This is a genomic window from Rhodococcus sp. ARC_M12 (assembly GCF_022810385.1).
GTDB classification, from domain to species: domain Bacteria; phylum Actinomycetota; class Actinomycetes; order Mycobacteriales; family Mycobacteriaceae; genus Rhodococcoides; species Rhodococcoides navarretei.
On the sequence record NZ_JALGQI010000012.1, the window covers coordinates 25,561 to 44,715 of the forward strand.

Annotated in this window: 21 protein-coding genes; 8 read left to right on the plus strand and 13 right to left on the minus strand. The window is 63.6% G+C overall.

Going from position 1 to position 19,155, the window contains the following annotated elements:
* The first annotated feature begins 6 nt into the window (after positions 1-6).
* On the plus strand, positions 7-657 hold the full coding sequence (locus MTX35_RS16135) for a glycosyltransferase family 2 protein (RefSeq protein WP_243596084.1): 651 nt from the start codon (positions 7-9) through the stop codon (positions 655-657).
* On the opposite strand, the gene MTX35_RS16140 is transcribed toward MTX35_RS16135, so the two are convergent.
* The gene (locus MTX35_RS16140) at positions 632-1,588 is read right to left on the minus strand and encodes an alpha/beta hydrolase family protein (protein WP_243595958.1); all 957 of its coding nucleotides are present in this window, start codon (positions 1,586-1,588) and stop codon (positions 632-634) included. The two genes, MTX35_RS16135 and MTX35_RS16140, sit on opposite strands and share 26 nt — an antisense overlap.
* A 74-nt stretch (positions 1,589-1,662) precedes the next feature.
* Complete coding sequence (locus tag MTX35_RS16145) at positions 1,663-3,576, minus strand: alpha-amylase family protein (RefSeq protein WP_243595959.1); 1,914 nt, start codon at positions 3,574-3,576, stop codon at positions 1,663-1,665.
* Between the two features lie 71 nt (positions 3,577-3,647).
* Between MTX35_RS16145 and MTX35_RS16150 the strand changes: the two genes are divergently transcribed.
* Positions 3,648-4,607: an SDR family NAD(P)-dependent oxidoreductase gene (locus tag MTX35_RS16150; RefSeq protein WP_243595960.1), complete on the plus strand. Its 960-nt coding sequence runs from the start codon at positions 3,648-3,650 to the stop codon at positions 4,605-4,607.
* 5 nt (positions 4,608-4,612) lie between these two features.
* On the opposite strand, the gene MTX35_RS16155 is transcribed toward MTX35_RS16150, so the two are convergent.
* Together MTX35_RS16155 and MTX35_RS16160 are read right to left on the minus strand one after the other, a co-directional pair.
* A complete protein-coding gene (locus MTX35_RS16155) occupies positions 4,613-5,152 on the minus strand; it encodes a hypothetical protein (RefSeq protein WP_243595961.1) in 540 nt (179 codons plus the stop codon).
* A 37-nt stretch (positions 5,153-5,189) separates the two neighbouring features.
* The gene (locus MTX35_RS16160; RefSeq protein ID WP_374230316.1) at positions 5,190-6,938 is read right to left on the minus strand and encodes a helix-turn-helix domain-containing protein; all 1,749 of its coding nucleotides are present in this window, start codon (positions 6,936-6,938) and stop codon (positions 5,190-5,192) included.
* A gap of 70 nt (positions 6,939-7,008) precedes the next feature.
* Between MTX35_RS16160 and MTX35_RS16165 the strand changes: the two genes are divergently transcribed.
* Positions 7,009-8,382 carry an FAD-binding oxidoreductase gene (locus tag MTX35_RS16165; protein WP_243595963.1) on the plus strand — a complete coding sequence of 458 codons (1,374 nt, stop codon included), beginning with the start codon at positions 7,009-7,011 and terminating at the stop codon, positions 8,380-8,382.
* A 13-nt stretch (positions 8,383-8,395) separates the two neighbouring features.
* Here the strand turns inward: MTX35_RS16165 and MTX35_RS16170 are convergent, their stop codons facing one another.
* A complete protein-coding gene (locus MTX35_RS16170) occupies positions 8,396-8,719 on the minus strand; it encodes a hypothetical protein (RefSeq protein WP_243595964.1) in 324 nt (107 codons plus the stop codon).
* Positions 8,720-8,831: 112 nt separating this feature from the next.
* Here MTX35_RS16170 and MTX35_RS16175 point away from each other — a divergent pair, with 112 nt between their 5' ends.
* The 4 genes from MTX35_RS16175 (at position 8,832) to MTX35_RS16190 (ending at position 12,729) form a co-directional block, all read left to right on the plus strand.
* Positions 8,832-9,248, plus strand: a complete 417-nt coding sequence (locus tag MTX35_RS16175; protein WP_243595965.1) for an ABC transporter permease — start codon at positions 8,832-8,834, stop codon at positions 9,246-9,248.
* Between the two features lie 277 nt (positions 9,249-9,525).
* The gene (locus MTX35_RS16180; protein WP_243595966.1) at positions 9,526-10,692 is read left to right on the plus strand and encodes a winged helix DNA-binding domain-containing protein; all 1,167 of its coding nucleotides are present in this window, start codon (positions 9,526-9,528) and stop codon (positions 10,690-10,692) included.
* Positions 10,693-10,762: 70 nt separating this feature from the next.
* On the plus strand, positions 10,763-11,719 hold the full coding sequence (locus tag MTX35_RS16185; protein ID WP_243595967.1) for a glycosyltransferase family 2 protein: 957 nt from the start codon (positions 10,763-10,765) through the stop codon (positions 11,717-11,719).
* Positions 11,716-12,729, plus strand: a complete 1,014-nt coding sequence (locus MTX35_RS16190) for a polysaccharide pyruvyl transferase family protein (RefSeq protein WP_243595968.1) — start codon at positions 11,716-11,718, stop codon at positions 12,727-12,729. Before MTX35_RS16185 ends, MTX35_RS16190 begins: the two co-directional genes overlap by 4 nt.
* A gap of 66 nt (positions 12,730-12,795) precedes the next feature.
* Here the strand turns inward: MTX35_RS16190 and MTX35_RS16195 are convergent, their stop codons facing one another.
* From MTX35_RS16195 to MTX35_RS16225, 7 genes are all read right to left on the minus strand, one after another.
* On the minus strand, positions 12,796-13,413 hold the full coding sequence (locus MTX35_RS16195; RefSeq protein WP_243595969.1) for a class I SAM-dependent methyltransferase: 618 nt from the start codon (positions 13,411-13,413) through the stop codon (positions 12,796-12,798).
* Between the two features lie 76 nt (positions 13,414-13,489).
* Positions 13,490-13,753: a type II toxin-antitoxin system RelE/ParE family toxin gene (locus MTX35_RS16200; RefSeq protein ID WP_243595970.1), complete on the minus strand. Its 264-nt coding sequence runs from the start codon at positions 13,751-13,753 to the stop codon at positions 13,490-13,492.
* On the minus strand, positions 13,750-14,034 hold the full coding sequence (locus tag MTX35_RS16205) for a type II toxin-antitoxin system Phd/YefM family antitoxin (RefSeq protein ID WP_243595971.1): 285 nt from the start codon (positions 14,032-14,034) through the stop codon (positions 13,750-13,752). Before MTX35_RS16205 ends, MTX35_RS16200 begins: the two co-directional genes overlap by 4 nt.
* 118 nt (positions 14,035-14,152) lie before the next feature.
* A complete protein-coding gene (locus MTX35_RS16210; protein WP_243595972.1) occupies positions 14,153-14,473 on the minus strand; it encodes a DUF1801 domain-containing protein in 321 nt (106 codons plus the stop codon).
* 255 nt (positions 14,474-14,728) lie between these two features.
* Positions 14,729-15,724 carry an alpha/beta hydrolase family protein gene (locus MTX35_RS16215; RefSeq protein WP_243595973.1) on the minus strand — a complete coding sequence of 332 codons (996 nt, stop codon included), beginning with the start codon at positions 15,722-15,724 and terminating at the stop codon, positions 14,729-14,731.
* A gap of 215 nt (positions 15,725-15,939) precedes the next feature.
* Complete coding sequence (gene ychF / locus MTX35_RS16220) at positions 15,940-17,019, minus strand: redox-regulated ATPase YchF (protein ID WP_057475323.1); 1,080 nt, start codon at positions 17,017-17,019, stop codon at positions 15,940-15,942.
* 103 nt (positions 17,020-17,122) lie between these two features.
* The gene (locus MTX35_RS16225; RefSeq protein WP_243595974.1) at positions 17,123-17,959 is read right to left on the minus strand and encodes a helix-turn-helix transcriptional regulator; all 837 of its coding nucleotides are present in this window, start codon (positions 17,957-17,959) and stop codon (positions 17,123-17,125) included.
* Positions 17,960-18,061: 102 nt separating this feature from the next.
* Here MTX35_RS16225 and MTX35_RS16230 point away from each other — a divergent pair, with 102 nt between their 5' ends.
* Positions 18,062-18,832 (plus strand): SDR family NAD(P)-dependent oxidoreductase, encoded by a 771-nt coding sequence (locus MTX35_RS16230; RefSeq protein WP_243595975.1) that lies wholly within the window; start codon positions 18,062-18,064, stop codon positions 18,830-18,832.
* Between the two features lie 11 nt (positions 18,833-18,843).
* Here MTX35_RS16230 and MTX35_RS16235 read toward each other — a convergent pair whose 3' ends face one another.
* The gene (locus MTX35_RS16235) at positions 18,844-19,146 is read right to left on the minus strand and encodes a CD225/dispanin family protein (protein ID WP_243595976.1); all 303 of its coding nucleotides are present in this window, start codon (positions 19,144-19,146) and stop codon (positions 18,844-18,846) included.
* Between the last annotated feature and the right edge of the window lie 9 nt (positions 19,147-19,155).

The following is a 19,155-nucleotide window of genomic DNA, read 5'->3' on the forward strand; positions in this document are numbered from 1 at the left end:
CCGCTCATGGAGACTTCCTCGTCTTCACCGACCAGGACGATGCCGTGTATCCGAATACGTCTCACCGCGCTCGCCCGAGCCGCAGAGACGTACGACGCCGTCGGCGGTCCGATCGAAGTGCAGACGCTGAACTCACCGGAGGTGGCGACATGGCGCGTGGTGCCTGCACCGGACGATCGATTCGAGACGACGTATCTGCCGTACGCCCACGGGAACAACTTCGGAATGTGGCGGCACGTCGTCGATCGAGTGGGCACGTTCGACGAGAGCTTCCTCGGTGGCGGTGAGGACGCAGACATCTCATGGCGAATCCAGGAGGCAGGCCTCTCCCTCGGCCACACCCCCGACGCGCTCGTTGCCTACCGCCTGAGGACGACGGTTCGCGCCGCGTTCCATCAGGGCGTCGGCTACGGCCGTTCCGCCTGGGAGGTCACCCACAAGCACGAGCAGAACGGAGCCCGTCAACCCCATCTCCGTGAGATGGCGTTGTTCGCCTACGGGCTGGCGTTGCGCAATCCCTGGCTGCCCAAGCGCCTGTCACCGCTACCGAAGGGAATGTGGGCGATGAGCATGGGAAGTGTGTACGGATCGCTGTCGCCGAGGATGCGGCACGCCCTGACGAACTTCCGGCTCAGCCGCCGAGCGCAGGGGCAATAGTCTCGAACCACGCATCGTGCAGGTGCTGCTCCCAGTGGTTCCACCAGTGCACACCGGTACCGGTGATCTTGACGTTGGGTCGACCGCCTGCCGCCTGCAGCAACGGAACGAATGCACGGCTGCTCATGCCGGCTGCCGTCTCGAGCGGCACCATCTGCGCGAACCTGACGGGGTCGAAGCGGCTGCTCGCCGGGTTGAAGACAGGGTCCGTAGCCGGTGAGCCGCTCCCCGAGGAGACGAAGACTGCCGTGTTGCGCAGTGCGCCCACGTTCAGCGACGGGTCGTTACGGATCCAGTCCGCGGACGGCCAGGTGCCCCACATGTTGCGCGCGTTGCCGCCCATTTCGCCGACGGCCACCGAGATGCCCTGCGCGAACCCGGGGCTGCTCGCCGTCGGGTAGCCGCTGAACGACGCCACCGCCTTGTAGAAATCCGGACGATGCGCGGCCAGGTTGAGCGCGGAGGTTCCGCTCATCGACAGTCCTGCGACGGCATTGTTGACGTTGTCACTGCCGAAACGATCGGCCATGACGGGCGGCAGCTCCTGAGTGAGGAAGGTTTCCCACTTCACCCGTCCGAGCTTGGGGTCGTCGCGCTGCCAGTCGGAGTAGAAGGTTCCGCCGCCGCCGAACGGAATGACCACGTTGACGTGCTTGTCGGCGAAGAAGCGCTCGACATCGGTCTCGATGAGCCAGCCGCTGTTGTCCTCGGGTGCGCGCAGGCCGTCGAGCAGATACAGCGTGGGCGCTGGTCCGCCCCCGGCAGCTGTGAGCACCTTGATCGGGATGTCCTTGTCCATCGACGGCGAGTAGACGTAGACGAGCTCGGAGTCGGCCTTCGCCACACCGGTCCCCATCAGCACCGTTGCCATCGTGGCGACCAACACCGCCACCACAGCGAGCACCAGACTTCGCATCCGAGCATGCAGCATGAACATTGTCCCCTTGTTCGTATCCAGCCGACCGTCTCGGGGAGGGTAACAGCCCGGTCACGGCATCGCCTCTTCTAGCGCAGCGGGCTGTCGACGATCCACCACGCCGCGTAGGGCGGCAACCACACCGAGCCAGCGTCGTCGACCCCCAGATCGTGCTGCGAGAGCACCTCCACCGGGGCCGGGATTCCGAGTTCGATGAGCTGCGCGTGCGGGAACGACCGGTGTTCGGCCGTCACGTTGTAGAGGGCGACCAGGGTGCCGCTGGGATGCCGCCTGCGCACCACGAGCAGACCGTCGTCCGATTCGCTCTGCACGTCCACCGGTGCCTCGGCGTGCAACATCGGCAGACCGGCGCGCACCTTCGCAATGCGCGCGATACCGTCGAACACTCGTTGCGCGTCGCTCCCCTGCTGGAATCGGCCGGCCCGATCGGCGTCGGTCACGCGCGGCCGATGCACCCACCGATTGTCCTCGGCGTGAGCGGGTTCGTCGGCCCAGTTCGGATCCCCAGGGGAGCCGAGCTCGTCGCCGCTCCACACGACCGGAATTCCACCCCAGCCGGCAATGATGGCGTGCGCCAGGAAGATTCGCCCGAATGCGCCGTCGGGATCCAGCCGGGACGGGCCGAGACCGGTCAGCGCGGCCGCTGTTCCGCTGATCCGGCGGTCACCGGTGTCCGGGTTGTACTGGAACACCAGGCCTTCGGCCCAGGAGCCGTCGAATTCCCCGGAGTACCAGTCGGCCAAGAAGTGGCGATGGCCTGCGCCCGAGAGCCCGAGTGACGCTGCGTCCCCGTCGTCGATGGCCCAGCCGATGTCGTCGTGGCAGCGAACATAGGTCACCCACGTGCCACTCGGCGGAGTCGGTGGGAGTGAGGACAGGGCGTGACGCGCCAAAGCGGTACTGCCCGTTGCCAACATCGACCACACCTGCACCATCAGCGAGTTGTGGTACGCGATGTCCGAGACGCGCCCGGTGTGCCGCCCCTGACCCAGGTACGGCAGGAGGTCGCGAGGCCCGACGATCGCCTCGGCCTTGAACAGCGTGGCCGGAGCAGCGAGTCGGGCGGTGGCGCGCAGGGCCTGGGTGATCGCATGCACCTCGGGTTGGTTCTGGCAGTTGGTGCCGAGTCGCTTCCACAGAAACGCGATCGCATCGAGGCGAAGCACTTCAACCCCGAGGTTGGCCAGATGCAGCACGATGCTGGCGAACTCCTGCAGCACAGCAGGATTGGCCCAGTTCAGATCCCACTGCCATTCGTTGAACGTCGTCCACACCCATTCGCCGAGCGTGTCGTCGAAGGTGAAGCTGCCGGGTGCGAAATCGGGAAACACCTCGGGAAGCGTGCGCTCGTACGAGTCCGGTGTGGTGCGATCGGGATAGATCAGAAAGTAGTCTCGATACCTCGGATCACCGGCACGCGCCTTCTCCGCCCATTCGTGTTCGCGAGCAACGTGATTGAGTACCAGATCGACCACAAGACTGATGCCGCGTCCGCGTAGCGTCTGCGCGAGCGCCCGCAAGTCCTCGTTGGTGCCGAGATCCTCGCGCACCGCGCGGTAGTCCATCACCGCGTATCCGCCGTCGTTGTCGCCGGGCCGCGGTTGCAGCAGCGGCATCAAGTGCAGGTAGGTGACGCCGAGCTCGGTCAGATGGTCGAGCCGTTCGCCCACTCCGCGCAACGTCTGTCCGTACCGGTCGACGTAACAGGCGTAGCCGAACATGTCCGGCTGCTGAAACCAATCCGGTTCGAGCGATCGGCGCTGGTCGAGTCGGTGCAGATCCTCGGGGCGGGCGGCATAGGCGTGCGCTGCGATCTCCACCATGGTCGCTGCGACGGCGTCGGGATCGGGGTAGACGGCCGTGACCGCGTCATGCAGATCGTGGAACCACTGCTCGAGTCGCAACTCGAACGTTTCCCGTCGGTGGGCGGGAAGTTCGGCGAGGATGTCGCGGGTGACGTCGGAGACGGCGGGGTGAACCATGGACTCATTCTGGCATCGACCCCGGCGTGCGGACGCGCATACATCCGGTTACCGCGGGGTATCAGAGCGGCATGTCATTGCTGACCCGCACGCTGGACACGATCCTCGACAGAGCAGTCGTTCCCGGATACTCCCGCATCGGTGCGACGGTGCGTCGACGGTTCTGGGCCGCGGATCCGACGCCCTTCCCCTCCCCCATCGACATGGTGGTGACCGGTGCGTCGTCCGGGTTGGGCGCAGCCACGGCGAAGGAACTGGCCAGGTTGGGGGCACGGGTCCACCTGGTCGGTAGGTCGGCCGATCGGCTGGAGTCCGCGGCCGCCGGCATCCGAGCCGAGGTGCCCGACGCCTCCCTCGTGGTACGTGAGTGCGATGTCAGCAATCTCGACTCCGTGGCCGAGTTGATCGCGGCTCTGGCGTCCGAGCTCACGTCGGTGCATGCTCTCGTGCACTGCGCCGGGGTGATGCCGGACGGGAGACAACTGTCTGCACAGGGACACGAATCTGCTTACGCCACCCATGTTCTCGGGCCGGTTGCGTTGACGGTGGGACTGCGAGAGCTGTTCGACGCCGGATCTCGGGTCGTCTTCGTCTCCAGCGGCGGCATGTACCCGGTGCCGCTGCAGTCCGCGGACTTCGAATACGCGGACGGCAAATACTCCGGTATGACGGCATACGCCAGAACCAAACGCATGCAGGTGGTGGTGGCCGAGCAGTTGGCCGAACGCTTTTCGCTCGAAGACGATCCGGTGGTGCACAGCATGCACCCGGGCTGGGCGGCGACGCCCGGGGTCACCGGCTCGATGCCGTTGTTCGGTTCGGTGATGAAGCCGATTCTGCGGACCGCACGCGACGGGGCAGACACCATCGTCTGGCTCGTGGCAGCGGATCAGGCATTGACCAGCACCGGTACGTTCTGGCACGACCGGGCCCCGCGTCCGACTCATTACCCGTCCTGGCGTGGAGATTCACCACGCGTGCGAGATGCCTTGTGGGAAAGCGTGGTCGAGGCAACGGGCATCGAGCTCTGACGGCTTCACGGCTGGACTGCCGACCGCTGTCGCCCACCGAACACGTTCCGAACGAGCATCAGCACGGTCAAGCCGGTGCCCCAGCCCATCATGCACAGAATGACACCCACACCCGATTGACCGGTGACATCGGTGCTTGCTTCGATGCAGAACGCAGTGGCGAACCCTGCCGTCGTGCCCAACGCAGCGACGTGTCCACCGGTCTTCGCCCAGCGCGACATGCGTGCGGCAAGAAGGCACAGCACCACGACCGTCGCACCGCACGCGACGACTTGCCAGGACGGGAATTCGTTCGGTGCCGGCAGACCCGGGCCACGGAACTCGCCCCGGTAGTCCGCAGACCAGCTCAGCCACCCTGCGCACGCGGCGAAACCCGATGCGACAGCGACCGATCCGGTGGCCCACAAGCCGAGCGGGCCGCTCCCCTTGCTCTCTCGACGCTTCGAGAACACCGCCCACAGAACAAGAGCCCAGAACGTCGACGGCACACCGACGAACACGAAGACTATCCACAGGAACTGAGACCACGAAAAGTCGACTGCCATGCCTCGACGCTATCCGACGAGCACCGATTCGCTCGGATCACAGACCCAGCAGATCGGCGGACCGTCGCAGGCGCATCAGCACCTGAAGATCGAGAGCATCGTCCGGGTCGCGCCACTGCGTACCGATCAGCCGGTCGATCGCATCGAGCCGTTGATAGAGCGTGTTGACGTGTACCCCCAGGCTCGACGCGGTGGCCGAATGATGGCGGCCGTGGGCCAGATACGTCGACAACGTCTCCATGAGCGGGACTCCGCGCTTGGTCTGTTCTGCGAGCAGCGGCCCGAGCTTGTCCTCGGTGAGTTCGTCCAAGTGCTCACGGGCCATGTGGCTCAGCAGGATTCGGTAGATGCCAAGGCCACGCGCCGAGGACACGTCCCCATCCCGGCCGAGGGTGGTCAGCACGTCTGCAGTCTGTTGCGCCTCTCGGAACGCCGCCGCCAGAGCGTCGGCACCTCGCGCGGGCTCGGAGATCCCGACGGTGGCACGGGTGGCGATCATGCGGCGGACGGCGGCGGACTCACGAGCAGGAACGACCAGCAATACCCTCGAACCCTGCTCTGCTACAACCGATCCCGGTGGTAGTGCAGCCGCTTCCAGCTCGGACCTCGACGCGTTTCCCTGCGCGACCGCCACACAATACGTCACGTCCGGAGCCAGTCCGGCGCGGTGGAACTGCCTGCGTTCGTCGTCGGGTGACGAGGTCGGATGGAGCAGCAGGTCGAGCAGAAATGCGTCCTGCGCACGGCGTGCGGACTCCGCCGCCGCGCGCTCCTCGGCCAGCGAGAGCGCGATGGCCGGCACAGCCCGATCGAGAAGTAGGTGGGTCTGACTGTCGTCCGGTCCGACGGAGATCAACGCTCCCAGAAAGCGTCCGGCAGCCACTACCCGGCGTGCGGTCATACCGTCGCCCACGGCAGTATCCGCGCCCGCCCTGCAGCGTTCGACCATGGCGTCGACCTCGATAGCTCTGTCCTCCAGCGCAACCGGTACGGACGCGCCATCGGCCACGAAGTACGCCGGGCATTCGGTGGCCGACGCCACCTCCCGCACCAGACTCCGTACGCCGCCGCCCTGGAGCACTACCTGGGTCAACGTACGATCCCACTGCAGGGTCTGTTCCAATTCCGCGGTGCGGAGCGACAATTCGGCGTTGAGCGTTTCGAGCTTGTCGATCGCTCGCACGTTCTCGATGGCGATGGCCGCGTGTGCGGCCAGTGCCGACAGCAGCGCGATCTCACTGTCTGCGAAGTCCCGCTCCTGCCGCTTGCACGCGAACAGTGCGCCGATGACTCGGTCGCCGACCCGGAGTGGCACGCCCAGTAGTCCGCGCATGTTCTCCGACCGCGCAGCACTGTCCGCTCCCGTGATGTGCCGAAATGCAGGTTCGCTCTGATAGTCGGGTGTCCATGACGGCGAGGCTCCGCGCACGATCAGCCCGACGAGCCCCTCGTCCAGCGTGAGCCTGATACCAACGAGCTTCGGCGTCAAAGCACCACTGGTGACCTCGATGACGAACTCGTTCCCGTACACCGAGCCCATGTAGGCCAGATCCACGCCCAGAAGTGTGCGGGCCTGGTCCACGACCTCCTGCAGCAGGATCCGATTGTCGCGCACGGTCGTCAGGCGCACCGCGATGTCGTTGAGCGCCGAGAGTTCGGTACTGCGCTGTTTGCGCTGATCGAGCAGCGCGCGCAGCCTGGAGGCCGCGTACGCCTCGGCACCGGGATGTTCTCGACCGTGGGCTTCCAGTTCGTCGATGGACGCATCGTCCAGAAGTAGTTCCATCCATGACTTCGCGGGCGACATAGAGAAAACCTACATTGGCCGAGACCCAGGTCACAGCTAGAGTCGAAGCATGTCGCTCGTCGAACAGTTGTCGAACTCTCTCCCCGCGGATCGTCTCTTCGTCGATCCCGACGTCATCGCCTCGTACCAGCACGACGAGGCGGAATGGGCCCCGTTTGCGATGCCTGTTGCCGTCGTGCGGCCCCGCACCGCCGAGGAAGTGCAGGCTGTCGTTCGTGCGTGCCTCGCTCACGGCGCGCCCGTTGTCACTCGCGGGGCGGGTACCGGGTTGTCCGGTGGCGCGAATGCCACCGAGGGATGCGTCGTGCTCGCCCTCGACGGTATGGACGCGATCAAGGAGATCGACCTACTCGAGCGCTACGCCGTCGTGGGGCCGGGAGTGGTCAACGATCATCTGCGCGCAGCCGTCGCCGAGCAGGGTCTGTGGTATCCCCCGGATCCGGCCAGCGCGCCATGGTCGACCATCGGCGGCAACGTGGCCACCAATGCGGGCGGGCTGTGCTGCGTGAAATACGGCGTGACCCGCGATTACGTGATGGGCATGCAGGTCGTCACCGGAACCGGCGAGCTGGTGCGGCTCGGGCGCAAGACCGCGAAAGGTGTTGCCGGATACGATCTTGCGGGGCTGATGGTCGGGTCGGAGGGCACGCTCGGCATCATCACCGAAGTGACACTCAAGCTGCGCCCGCTGCAGGATCCGCAACGCACCGTTGCGGGCTATTTCGATTCGATCGTCGACGCCGGACGTGCCGTGGCCGCAGTTGCCGCCGCCGGATTGACGCCCTCCGCGTTGGAGCTGATCGACAAGCAGTGCCTCATCGCCGTCGACGCCTGGAAGAACATGGGCCTGTCGGTCGAGGCCAATGTAGTGCTGCTCGGACGAATCGACGATCCTGGCCTCATCGGAGACCAGGAAGCAGAGAAGATGCTCTCGTGTTTCGACGAGGCCGGGGCGACGTGGTCTGCGGTCTCGACCGATCAGGAGGAGGCCGACGCGCTGTTCGCAGCCCGACGGTTGGCGTATCCGGCGATGGAGCGGCTGGGTCCGGTGTTGACCGAGGACGTGTGCGTACCGAAGAAGCATGTGCCCGAGATGCTGTCGCGTATCGAGCAGATCGGCCTTCGTTACGAGACGACGATCGCCAACATCGCCCACGCCGGTGACGGAAACCTGCACCCGCTGCTCATCACGCCACACGACGACCTTCCGGCTCGCGAGCGTGCCCAGGCCGCCTTCGCCGAGATCATCGACGCTGCTTTGGAACTCGGCGGCACGGTGACCGGTGAGCACGGAGTGGGGCTGCTCAAGATGGACGGTCTGGTGCAAGAACTCGATCCGGTGGTGTTGGACATGCACCGCGCGGTGAAGAGAGCCCTGGATCCACACGGAATCCTGAACCCGGGCAAGGTGTTCGCGTCCTGATGTTGTTCAGGTCCTACGGTTGCGTCGATAGATTGCCGTTGTGCAGCACCGTCACCAGCAGACTCGGTGGGCCGTTCACCAGAAGAAGTACGGCAACCATGAGACCGATCGCCAACCACGGCTCGCTCAGCCAGAAATAGTTGCCGAGCTGGAACGCACCGTAGATACTCAGCAACCATCCGGCAGTCTGGGCACCGCGGACACGTCGGGCGGGTCTGACCGGATACGGGCCGTTCACGGCTGGCAACCTACGGCCGTAGTTCTCACGAGCGGCGAGTCGAGCTGCCACGACGTGAAGCAGAACAGCGAACGTGATGGCACACAACGCAAGCACCATGTATCCGTCACCCCTGTCGTCCGGTTCCTGTCAGCGCAGTCTCGCAGGCCGAGCAGTGATACGCCAGGGACGAGGGCCTAGTTCGGTCGGACCACACGGTTAGGCTGCGGGCATGGTGCGAACGGTGTGGTGGGCGTTGGCCGTTACCGCGGTGGCCTTCACTGCGTGGAACGCGGCGTCGTTGACCATGTTCGACGTATCGATGGCGTGCTCCAAGATCGGCGAGAGCAGTTCCTATCAGTGCAGCGACCGTGCCGTCGATGTGCTGGGGGTATGGCCCCTGATTGGCGTAGGGCTGTTCCTCGCCACGCCACCTGCAATGGCAGCGATAGCACTGCACAAGCGGTTCTCCTGGATCGCCGTCGCCGCCCTCGTTGTTCTGTTCATGGCCGGGATCGCGTTCGTGACCCACGACTCCTACTCGAGCTTGCTCGTCTTTGCTCTTCCTATGGCGATCATCGGATCGATAGCCGCCGCGTTCCATCGAACTGCCTCAGATGCACGCCGGAAGCAGCTACCGGCGCTGTGAGTCCAGTAGCGGCTGTTCGCAGCGTGCGGGACTCATCGACAAGCCCCGTTCGCAGTCGGTTATCCGGTACATCGGCCAATTCGACACCGAGACACCCAGTGCTACGGCAATGGCGGCGAGCACGACCCATCCGGTCCGAACAACTGGCATCTCGTGATTGTTTCGTTGCCTACGGAGACTCGACTGCAGCGACAACGAACTCTCCTCAGCGGCATCGCCGACGCTCGTCTCACCGGTTCCGTCGGCCCTTGGCCTCGGTTGCCGTCACACTGAGCGCGTGAAGATCACCGACGCTCAGCGGCGACACCGGCTCGTCGCGCAGCACTTCGCCCGCGCCTCGACCACCGAAGCGGTGGTGTCGTCACTGCTCGCATTGCATGCCACCGACCCGGCGACGGTGTACCTCTCGGTGTTGGCACGTGCTCGATCGCTGGGACTGTCCGATGTTCGTGATGCGATGTACGAACGCCGAAGCCTGGTCCGCCTGATGGCGATGCGGCGCACGATGTTCGTCGTCGCACACGGCGACGTCCCGATGATTCATGCCGCCGCAAGTCTCGGGGTTGCGCGCACCATGCGGGCACGCTTGGTCAAACAAGTCTCGACGCTGCCCACCGAGCCGGTGATCGACAACGTCGAATCCTGGCTTGCCGCAACAGAGAAACAGACCGAGGCGGCGCTACGCGCGATGGGAACTGCGACCGGAGCGGAGCTGTCCGCTGCCGTTCCCGGACTGAAGACGGCGTATCTGCCGACCACCGACAAGGTGTACGACGTCAAGCGATACGTCACTTCCGAGGTATTGGTGATGATGGCCGCCGAGGGCAGATTGGTGCGCGTCGAACCTCGCGGCGCATGGACTTCTCGACGCCATGCGTGGGCACCGATCGACCACTGGTGGCCGGACGGGATTGCCCTCCTGGACGAGACCGAGGCCAGGGCGGACCTGGCTCGACGCTGGCTGGAGGTGTTCGGACCAGCAACCCTGGACGACCTGCAGTGGTGGACGGGTTGGAACAAGACACAGACTCGTGGCGCGGTCTCGGGCCTCGACACCGTGACCGTCGAACTCACCGAAGGCGACGGAATCATGTTGCCCGGCACAACCTTCGACAAGCCCGCCGGCACCAGTGTCATGCTGCTGCCGGCACTGGATCCCACGCCGATGGGCTTAAAACACCGAACCTGGTATCTCGGTGACCACAAGGCCCCACTGTTCGACACCTTCGGCAACATCGGCCCGAGCATCTGGTCCGACGGTCGCATCGTCGGCGGTTGGGCTGTCACCGGCTCCGGAGAGGTGTCCACCGAATTGCTCGAAGACGTCGGCTCGACGGTGTCGAAAGCCGTTGCAGCGGAGGCCGAACGGTTCACCACCCTGCTCGACGGTACCGCGGTGGTCCCGTCGTTCCCGACGCCGTTGGAGAAGAAGTTGAGAAACTGATCATTCACGAACCAGGTGATGCTGAGGCTCGACAAGGCCTGAGCCCAAAGGTCAGGTAAAGTCACAAACTATGCCGAACGGTCTTGTTTCCGTCATCATTGCCGTACACAATGGAGTGCCCCATCTGGACTGGCAGCTCCAGGCTCTCGCCGCCCAGGACTACAAAGGCGAGTTCGAGGTGATCGTGAGCGACAACGGCTCCAGCGACGGCACTCGTGGATACCTCGAAGCCTTGACTCCTTCCTTCCCCTTCCGCTGGGTCGACTCATCTGGCATCCGGGGTGCGGCTCATGCACGAAACGTCGGCATCGACGCCGCTCGCGGCGATCTCTTGGCAGTCCTCGATCACGACGACGTTGCCGATCCCCATTGGTTGAGCGCGATTACTCATGCGGCCGAGAAGTTCGATGCAGTAGGCGGGTCGATCGAATTGACCACGCTGAATTCGACCGAGGTGGCGACGTGGCGTCGGATGCCGCCTCCAGAGAAGCGCTTCGAGACCTTCTACCTTCCCTACGCACAGGGGAACAACTTTGCCCTATGGCGCACGGTGGTGAACAAGATCGGATATTACGACGAGGAGTTGATCGGCGGGGGCGAGGACGTGGACTACTCCTGGCGGATACAGGAGGCCGGTCTGACGTTGGGACACGTGCCTGATGCAGTTGTGGCGTATCGGCTACGTCCCACGATGCACGCCTCATTCCGGCAAGGAATAAATTACGGCAGAACGTCTTGCCAAGTCGTTCGTAAGCACGAACACATGGGTTGCCCAAACCCATCTTGTTTGACGCAGATTCCGGCAATACTGGCCACGATCTTCTTCCTCGCGATCCTTCGAAATCCCTGGCTACCGAATCTGCTCAGCCCACAACCCCGTGGATTGTGGGCTCATAACATCGGCCTGCAGTGGGGCGCCCTATCGACACGCGTTCGATTCTTGCTGCAACCGAAGGACGCCGTTGGCTCCGAATACAGCACTTCGAGGCAAATCCGTCTTTCTCCGACTCGGAACAGGTCGTCATGACACAGCACGCCCTCAACTCGATCCGCGACGACACACGTGCAGTTCTTCACAACCATATCCACACCGGCGATCGCATCGCGTTATTGGATTTCCCAATCCATGAAAATGCTGGCGACTCTCTCATATATGCAGGTGAGCGGCGCTATTTCGGTGATCTGCAGGTGCGAGTCGATTACTTGTCGGATATCTTTGCGCACAGCGACAAGATGCTCCGCAAAAGAATCGGCGACCGAACGATTTTCCTGCACGGAGGGGGAAATTTCGGCGATCGCTGGCCCCTCCATCAAGAATTCCGTGAACGTATAGTCTCGCGGTTCACAGCCAATCGGATAGTCGCTCTACCTCAGGGAATCGACTACGCACGGTCGGACGCACTGAAGGCCACCGCCGAGGTCTACGGACAACACCCTGATCTGACGTTGCTGCTACGTGAACGTCGTTCGTACGAAATCGCCCTCTCTGCATTCCCCGAGAATCGAATCGAATACTGCCCAGACCTCGCCTTCGGAGCATCTATCGCGCGCAGTCCTTCTGGCTCGAAAGTTGACGTGGTGAAACTTTTCAGAGAGGACTCCGAACGACTGGACCACGGGTCGGTCCACCTCGAGCACTCGTCGGCGAAATTCGACTGGGGCCAGCAGAGAATGGTTTCGGTTCGCTCCCATGCGATTACCTTGCCCACCAGGATTGTGTCCAACTTTCCGAAGTCCACGAAAATCCTCTACCCTGCCCTCGTCCAGTCCTACGGCCGACTGATCAGACTCAATCTTTCAGTTGCACAACGCATTCTCAACTTCGGATCGGTAGTGCTGACCGACCGCCTTCATGCTGCTGTTCTGGCAGCGATGATGGGAAAGCAGGTAGTTGCGATGGACAACGCCAACCAAAAAGTCTCCGGAATTTATGACGCATGTCTGCACCGGTTCGATAACGTACGCTTCGCGTCGAATGTCGATGAGGCCGCTCAACTGGTTTCGGACGCGGTGGCTCGCGCCGAGTCGATGCGATAGCGCTGCTGTGATGGAACAGTCACAACCTGCACACATCGCCTCATCCCGCCACCGTGAGGTCGGTATTCAGAGACGGTAGCGTCCCTCGGCCCAGGCACGGGCTGCCGGCGGGGTCACCTCGTCGACAGGTTCACCGTCGCGGAAGTACTGCGTGTGCAGAATTCGACCTGCGTCGACGGCTTCCCGCCAGGCCTGAGTCGGGCCTTCGCCGAACCAGAGCCACGGCGTGATGTCGTCCATGATGACTACCGTGTCTGCGGTAGCGAACGCACGCAGATCGTCGAGGTCTGCGCGGGCACCCTCCACCGAATGGTCACCGTCGACGAAGATGACGTCGAATCGCACGTCCGGGTGTTCCTTCGCATAGGCCGCGATGGTGGTGTGCGAGTCACCCTGAATCAGGGTGTGGCGGCCCGGAAAGTGTTCGTCGATATGGGCTTTCGCAGCGGCACTGTATTCATACGCGGCCAAGTCGAAGGACACGACAGTCACGTCGGGAGACGCTTCCAGGAACGCCCAACTCGAGAAGCCGGCATTGAACCCGACCTCGCAGATCAGCTCGGTACTCGGCCGGGCCGCAAGCGAGGACAGATACGTCTGCTCCGCCTCATCGGCTCCACGCTCGAAAGGTTCTCCAGCAGTGGCCGTCCGATGCACCAATGCTTCGAGTTCCTGCAGACCCATCTACGTTCTCCTATCGTCTGATCGGAGCGTAGCCGAGATCGCATCCGGGCACTGACGACCACGCTCACAGGTGAAGCTACCGATAGACGTCCCGACGGTGAGCAATTGCGATCACTCGCACCACAACTCGGTCTTCGTAGATTTGGTACACGACGCGAAACTCACCGCGGCGGGCCGAGAACTTACCTCCCAGTCGATCTCTCAGTGGCTTGCCTACTTGATACGGATTCCCCGCCAGCGGGCCACGAATGAACTCCCAGCAGGCGACGGCGACAGCGTCGGGCAACCGTTCGTTCAGCGCCTTCCGAGCGGAGCCCGTCAGTTCGATCGTATAGCTCACTCGGGGAGCCGACCACGCTCACGCATCTCGGCAGTGACGTCGTCGAGGGAGTAGACCTCGCCTCGATCCTCCGCCGCCTCGGCGGCCCTGATTTCTGCCATCAACGACTGATCACCGAGGATTTCGAGCGTCTCCATGATCGAGTCGTAGTCGTCCGCGCTGAGCAGGACCACCGCACGACGCCCCTGCCGGGTGACCTCGATGCGCTGATGAGTACGGACGGCTTCATCCACGAGTCTCGACAGGTTCGCCCGAACTTCGGCAAGCGGCAGGGTCGTCATGTACAGAATTCTAGCGCGAATGGCCATGCACGCCGCGGTCCTGCTGGAGCTTCCGTCCTGGCGGTGGTTTCTCCGAGCCTCGTTGTCCCGCCGGGACCTACGGTCGACCGAACGCGCTTCAGTCGATTACCGAACGGACAATCTCGGCGATACGCTGCGCAGTCGCCTCGTCCACGGTCTCGAAAAACCATGCCGCCGGCATCAACTCCCCGTCAACGCCACCGGCAGCGCGGAAGGCCGCCTTCTCGGTGATGGCCAGATTCAATCGATCGTCGTTGCGCAGCGTCACAAGCGCGGGCGTGCTTGCCGACGTCGCGTAGGCGGGCATTCCGTACCAGATCCTCGGCTTCAACATGGGGGCCGCGGACACGATTATCTCGTGCACCTGCTGCATGACCGAACGCCGCGGTTCATCCATCTTCGAGATCTTCTCGATCACCTGAGTCAGGTTCTTTTCGTCCTTCGACGACATGTCATGTCCTTTCGTCAACCGATGTCGGCCATCGGCGGAATGAAGATGGCGCATTTCTGCGCCGCACCCCATCCAGACATGTCCTGAACTGGTCAGGCCTCTCCTCGATGATTCACGTGGTTGCCACGTGGAAGCGCAGTCGGTGGCGCTTACCACCGCGGTAAGAATATCCGACACTCGGTCGTACTGCGCCTCGGATTCTGCACATTCGTCGATCAGACGTCACGGCTCGAGCCCCGCGGCCAGCGTCGGCCAGCTCTTCGCAAGCTGGTCTGCCCAGTACGGCCACGAGTGCGTACCCGGGCTGCCCAGATCGAACGTGGCCGGGATGTTCAGCTCGACGAGCCTGTCGCGCAACAGGCGTGTGCAGAAGTCGGTACCTACTTCGATCGCCCCGCCGATCACCAGCGTGTCGAGGTCTTCGAGCGTCTCGTAACGCTCGTGCGGGCCGGGGAGGCCGCTGGCAGAAAAGAGGTAGATGGACATTCCGCGCAGCGCTTCCGCGTTCACCAGCAGGTCGTGGGCGGCCCAACCCGCGTTGAGGGGCCCACCGAGCATATTGTTCGCGTTGCCGCCGTACCCGGCGACGATGCTTCGCATGACGGTTTGCCCGACTATGCCCTCGGACAGAAAGCACCCGCTGTACGCCGCGACGGCCGAGTACTTGTCCGGATTCCGGGCGGCCAACATCATCGCCGACTGAGCGCCCATCGACAGGCCCGCCACACCGTCACTGCCGTTGCCCTCGAACTCCGCGTCGATCAACGGCGGAAGCTCCTGCGTCAGGAAGGTTTCGAAGCGGTAGCGGCCGAGGCGGGGGTCGTCGTTCTCCCAGTCGGCATAGAAGCTGGCCGGCCCGGCAAGCGGGAGAACCACGTTGACGTTCTTGTCACGGAAGAACTCCGCCGCTTTGCCCTTGCGAAGCCAGATGCTGCTCGACGGTTCGTTCTCCCCGGATCCGCTGAGCATGTACAGCGTCGGGCGCGGGCCTTTACGTTCCGCGGGGGTGAGAACCTGCACCTCGATGGTCCGATCCATGCTCGGCGAGTACACCGACAGCCACGTCAGCGTCGGGCCGGTATCGATTCGGTTCTCGATCCGCGCCGGCTGGCTCGATTCAGGATTCTCGGTGTCGATGTCTTGAGCAGCGGCGGGCACGCCCGCTACGACGGTGAGCAGAACTGCGATCATCACCAGAACCGGCCGCACGCCGAACATAGAACCCCCACTGCCCGCGGCGCTCTGCGACCGCTGTTGTCGAGGCAGTCTCGCACGGAGGAAGGACAAGAAGCGGACAAATCGTCGGCATTTTGTGAAAAATCCGGGATTCAGACTGTTTTGTGCTGCACCGATTTGAATGGTTCAGTTCTCAACGAGGCTACGAGGTGCCACCACGTGACATGCCCGGGTGACCTACTGATGTCGCGCGTCAACTAGACGTTGAAGCGGAACTCCACCACATCGCCGTCGGACATGATGTAGTCCTTGCCCTCGATGCGCACCTTGCCGGCGGCCTTGGCCGAGGCCATGGAACCCGCGGCGATGAGGTCTTCGTAGGAGACGATTTCGGCCTTGATGAAGCCGCGCTCGAAGTCGGTGTGAATGACGCCCGCAGCCTGGGGTGCAGTGTCACCTCGATGAATCGTCCACGCACGGGCCTCTTTCGGGCCTGCGGTGAGGTAGGTCTGCAAGCCCAGAGTGTGGAAGCCTGCGCGAGCCAACGCGTCGAGACCGGGCTCGGTCTGTCCGACGGATTCGAGCAGTTCCGCTGCCGATTCCTTGTCGAGTTCGAGCAACTCGGATTCGATCTTCGCGTCGAGGAACACCGCATCGGCGGGAGCTACGAGGCGAGCCAGTTCGCCGATCTTCGCGTCGTCGGTCAGCACCGACTCGTCTGCGTTGAAGACGTACAGGAACGGCTTGGTGGTGAGCAGCTGGAATTCACCGAGCAGCTCGAAGTCCAGCTTCGCCTTCGCCGAGAACAACGTCTTGCCGTCGTTCAGCACAGCCTGTGCTGCCAGCGCCGCGTCGAGCGCGGGCTTGCGATCCTTCTTGATCCGCACCTCTTTCTCGAGGCGCGGGATGGCCTTCTCGAGAGTCTGCAGATCGGCGATCGCGAGTTCGGTTTCGATGACCTCGATATCGGCGGTCGGGTCGACGCGACCGTCGACGTGCACCACGTCGTCGTCGGCGAAGACACGAACGACCTGGCAGATGGCGTCGGCCTCACGGATGTTGGCGAGGAACTTGTTGCCCAGGCCTGCGCCCTCGGACGCACCCTTGACGATGCCGGCGATATCGACGAACGACACCAGCGCAGGCACGAGCTTCTCCGAACCGAACACCTCGGCCAGCTTCTCGAGCCGGGGATCCGGCAGCGCAACCACACCCACGTTGGGCTCGATGGTGGCGAACGGATAGTTCGCGGCCAGCACATCGTTGTTGGTCAGTGCATTGAAGAGGGTGGACTTGCCGACGTTGGGCAGTCCGACGATTCCGAGGGTGAGGCTCACGGTCTATGGAGTCTACTTTGACGACACCACCAGCTCGGACAGTGCCCGGCCGGCGTCTGTGCCGTGCGCCGCTGGAGCCGGCTGATCCGACCGAGTTCACCGGTCAAGAGGTGATCGCCGAACTCGGGTCCCAGCTCGCCAGGATCGGCAGGACTTTCGCCGTACTCGACCCTTCCTCGACCGTGTAGACGATCAGACTTTGATCCGGCTCGCTCGGCGACGTCAGAAATTCGATCCCGAATTGCAGAGTGCCTGCCGCGGGGTGCTGAATGATCTTGGTTGCACCCGCAAAGTCGGCGACCTCGTGATCGCTCCACCATTGCTCGAAACAAGACTCGGACGAACGTAATTCGTCGATCAACGTGATCAAGGTCGGGTCTCCCGGTCGACGAGCGAGATCGCGACGCAGCGCCGCGACCGAGGCCGCCGCGAACTGCGACCAATTGACGATTCGCTCGCGGGCGATGGGATTGCGAAACAGATAGTGGAACAGCGAGTGGCCAGCAGACGGTTGCAGGCTCAGTACGGATCGCACCAGCGAGTTGCTGGCCAGCACTACCCCGCTGCGCCCGAGCAGGATCACCGGCACATGGTCGAGCGCCTTCATGACTTGGAGCAGCCCTGGATTCGGGAGCTGCGCAACATGCTCGGTGGGCACAGCCGGGGACGCGAGATCGAGTAGATGTGCACACTCGACCTCATCGAGCTTCAACGCACCGGCGATCGCCAGCAGCACCTCGTTCGACACGTTGGCCTGCCGACCCTGTTCGAGTTTGCTGTAGTAGTCCGGACTCACTCCGGCCAGCGATGCCAGCTCTTCTCGCCGAAGCCCGGGCACCCGTCGAGCACCGGGATACGTACGAAGCCCGGCCTCGATCGGGGTCAGGCGGTCGCGCCGATCACGCAGAAATGCGCTGAGAGCCGACCTGTCTTTGTTCACGAATTCCACAGTAGCCACGGGGGCGATTGCCAACCTGGTCATGACAGACCTAGGCAGAACGACGCCTGGTTCGCTGCCTCGACCGACCGTAGACATGGCGTCATGACTTCTTTTACTTCTTCGCAGCTGCTCGGACGCACCGCCGTTGTCACCGGATCGACCAGTGGGATCGGTGCTGCCATCGCGCTCACCCTCGCCGCCGAGGGGGCATCGGTCGTCGTCAGCGGCCGCGACGCCGAGCGCGGCAAGGCCCTGGCTCTCCGCATTTCCGAGACAGGCGGCACTGCGACCTTCGTCGACGTCGATCTCTCGGGCAGCTATCAGGAGCTCCGCGAGTTCGCCGCCCGCAGCACCGGCGCTCTCGGCGGCCGCGTCGACATTCTTGTCAACAACGCCGGCATCTATCCGGCCACCGCCACCGCGGACCTGCCCGATGATCAGCTCGACGCGATGCTTGCCGTCAACGTCCGAGCTCCACACGTGCTCGTCGGCGCGCTCGCTCCCGCCATGGCCGAGCGCGGTAGCGGAGTCATCGTGAACATCGGATCGTGGATGGCCACGATGGGCAGCCCCTTCGCAGCGATGTACTCCGCCACCAAAGCCGCCGACGAACAGCTCACCCGCAGTTGGGCCGCCGAGTTCGGCCCGCGCGGCGTGCGGGTGAACTCCCTCGCGCCCGGGGCCACCCTGACCCCGGGCAACGAGGATGCGCGTCGTGTACTCGACGCCATGACGGCCGGCACACCGGCAGGCGCAGTGCTCTCTCCGCAGGACATCGCCCACGGCGTTCTGTTCCTGGTCTCGGACAACGCCGCGATGGTCCACGGAACGACGCTCTACGTCGACGGCGGCATCTCTGTCACCCGCGGGTGAGCAGTGATCCGTCACATGGTCGAGACGACCAAGCCGATGAACGCGAGGTAGAGAACGATGAAGGCACCGAAGATGATCAGCGACAGCTTCCCGAAGAACCCGGCACGATTCGACGAATGCTGCGCTCCCTGAACATCTCCCATCATCCACAGCGGGTGCACCTTCAGTGCGTGATTGAACGCCGGAATGGCCAGCGGCCAGAAGAAGATGATGGCCACGACGGCCCACCCGGCATTCGACGACGGCAGGGTGGGCGTCCGCGCAGGCGGAAACGGTTGTACAGCTGAAAACGGTTGCTCGTACGGACCTGACATGAGAAGTTC

Coding starts and splice junctions, on each gene's coding strand:
- MTX35_RS16135 (WP_243596084.1), top strand. CDS start 7: ATGGAGACTTCCTCGTCTTCACCGACCAGGACGATGCCGTGTATCCGA.
- MTX35_RS16140 (WP_243595958.1), bottom strand. CDS start 1,588: ATGCTGCATGCTCGGATGCGAAGTCTGGTGCTCGCTGTGGTGGCGGTG.
- MTX35_RS16145 (WP_243595959.1), bottom strand. CDS start 3,576: ATGGTTCACCCCGCCGTCTCCGACGTCACCCGCGACATCCTCGCCGAA.
- MTX35_RS16150 (WP_243595960.1), top strand. CDS start 3,648: ATGTCATTGCTGACCCGCACGCTGGACACGATCCTCGACAGAGCAGTC.
- MTX35_RS16155 (WP_243595961.1), bottom strand. CDS start 5,152: ATGGCAGTCGACTTTTCGTGGTCTCAGTTCCTGTGGATAGTCTTCGTG.
- MTX35_RS16160 (WP_374230316.1), bottom strand. CDS start 6,938: ATGGAACTACTTCTGGACGATGCGTCCATCGACGAACTGGAAGCCCAC.
- MTX35_RS16165 (WP_243595963.1), top strand. CDS start 7,009: ATGTCGCTCGTCGAACAGTTGTCGAACTCTCTCCCCGCGGATCGTCTC.
- MTX35_RS16170 (WP_243595964.1), bottom strand. CDS start 8,719: ATGGTGCTTGCGTTGTGTGCCATCACGTTCGCTGTTCTGCTTCACGTC.
- MTX35_RS16175 (WP_243595965.1), top strand. CDS start 8,832: ATGGTGCGAACGGTGTGGTGGGCGTTGGCCGTTACCGCGGTGGCCTTC.
- MTX35_RS16185 (WP_243595967.1), top strand. CDS start 10,763: ATGCCGAACGGTCTTGTTTCCGTCATCATTGCCGTACACAATGGAGTG.
- MTX35_RS16190 (WP_243595968.1), top strand. CDS start 11,716: ATGACACAGCACGCCCTCAACTCGATCCGCGACGACACACGTGCAGTT.
- MTX35_RS16195 (WP_243595969.1), bottom strand. CDS start 13,413: ATGGGTCTGCAGGAACTCGAAGCATTGGTGCATCGGACGGCCACTGCT.
- MTX35_RS16205 (WP_243595971.1), bottom strand. CDS start 14,034: ATGACGACCCTGCCGCTTGCCGAAGTTCGGGCGAACCTGTCGAGACTC.
- MTX35_RS16215 (WP_243595973.1), bottom strand. CDS start 15,724: ATGTTCGGCGTGCGGCCGGTTCTGGTGATGATCGCAGTTCTGCTCACC.
- MTX35_RS16230 (WP_243595975.1), top strand. CDS start 18,062: ATGACTTCTTTTACTTCTTCGCAGCTGCTCGGACGCACCGCCGTTGTC.
- MTX35_RS16235 (WP_243595976.1), bottom strand. CDS start 19,146: ATGTCAGGTCCGTACGAGCAACCGTTTTCAGCTGTACAACCGTTTCCG.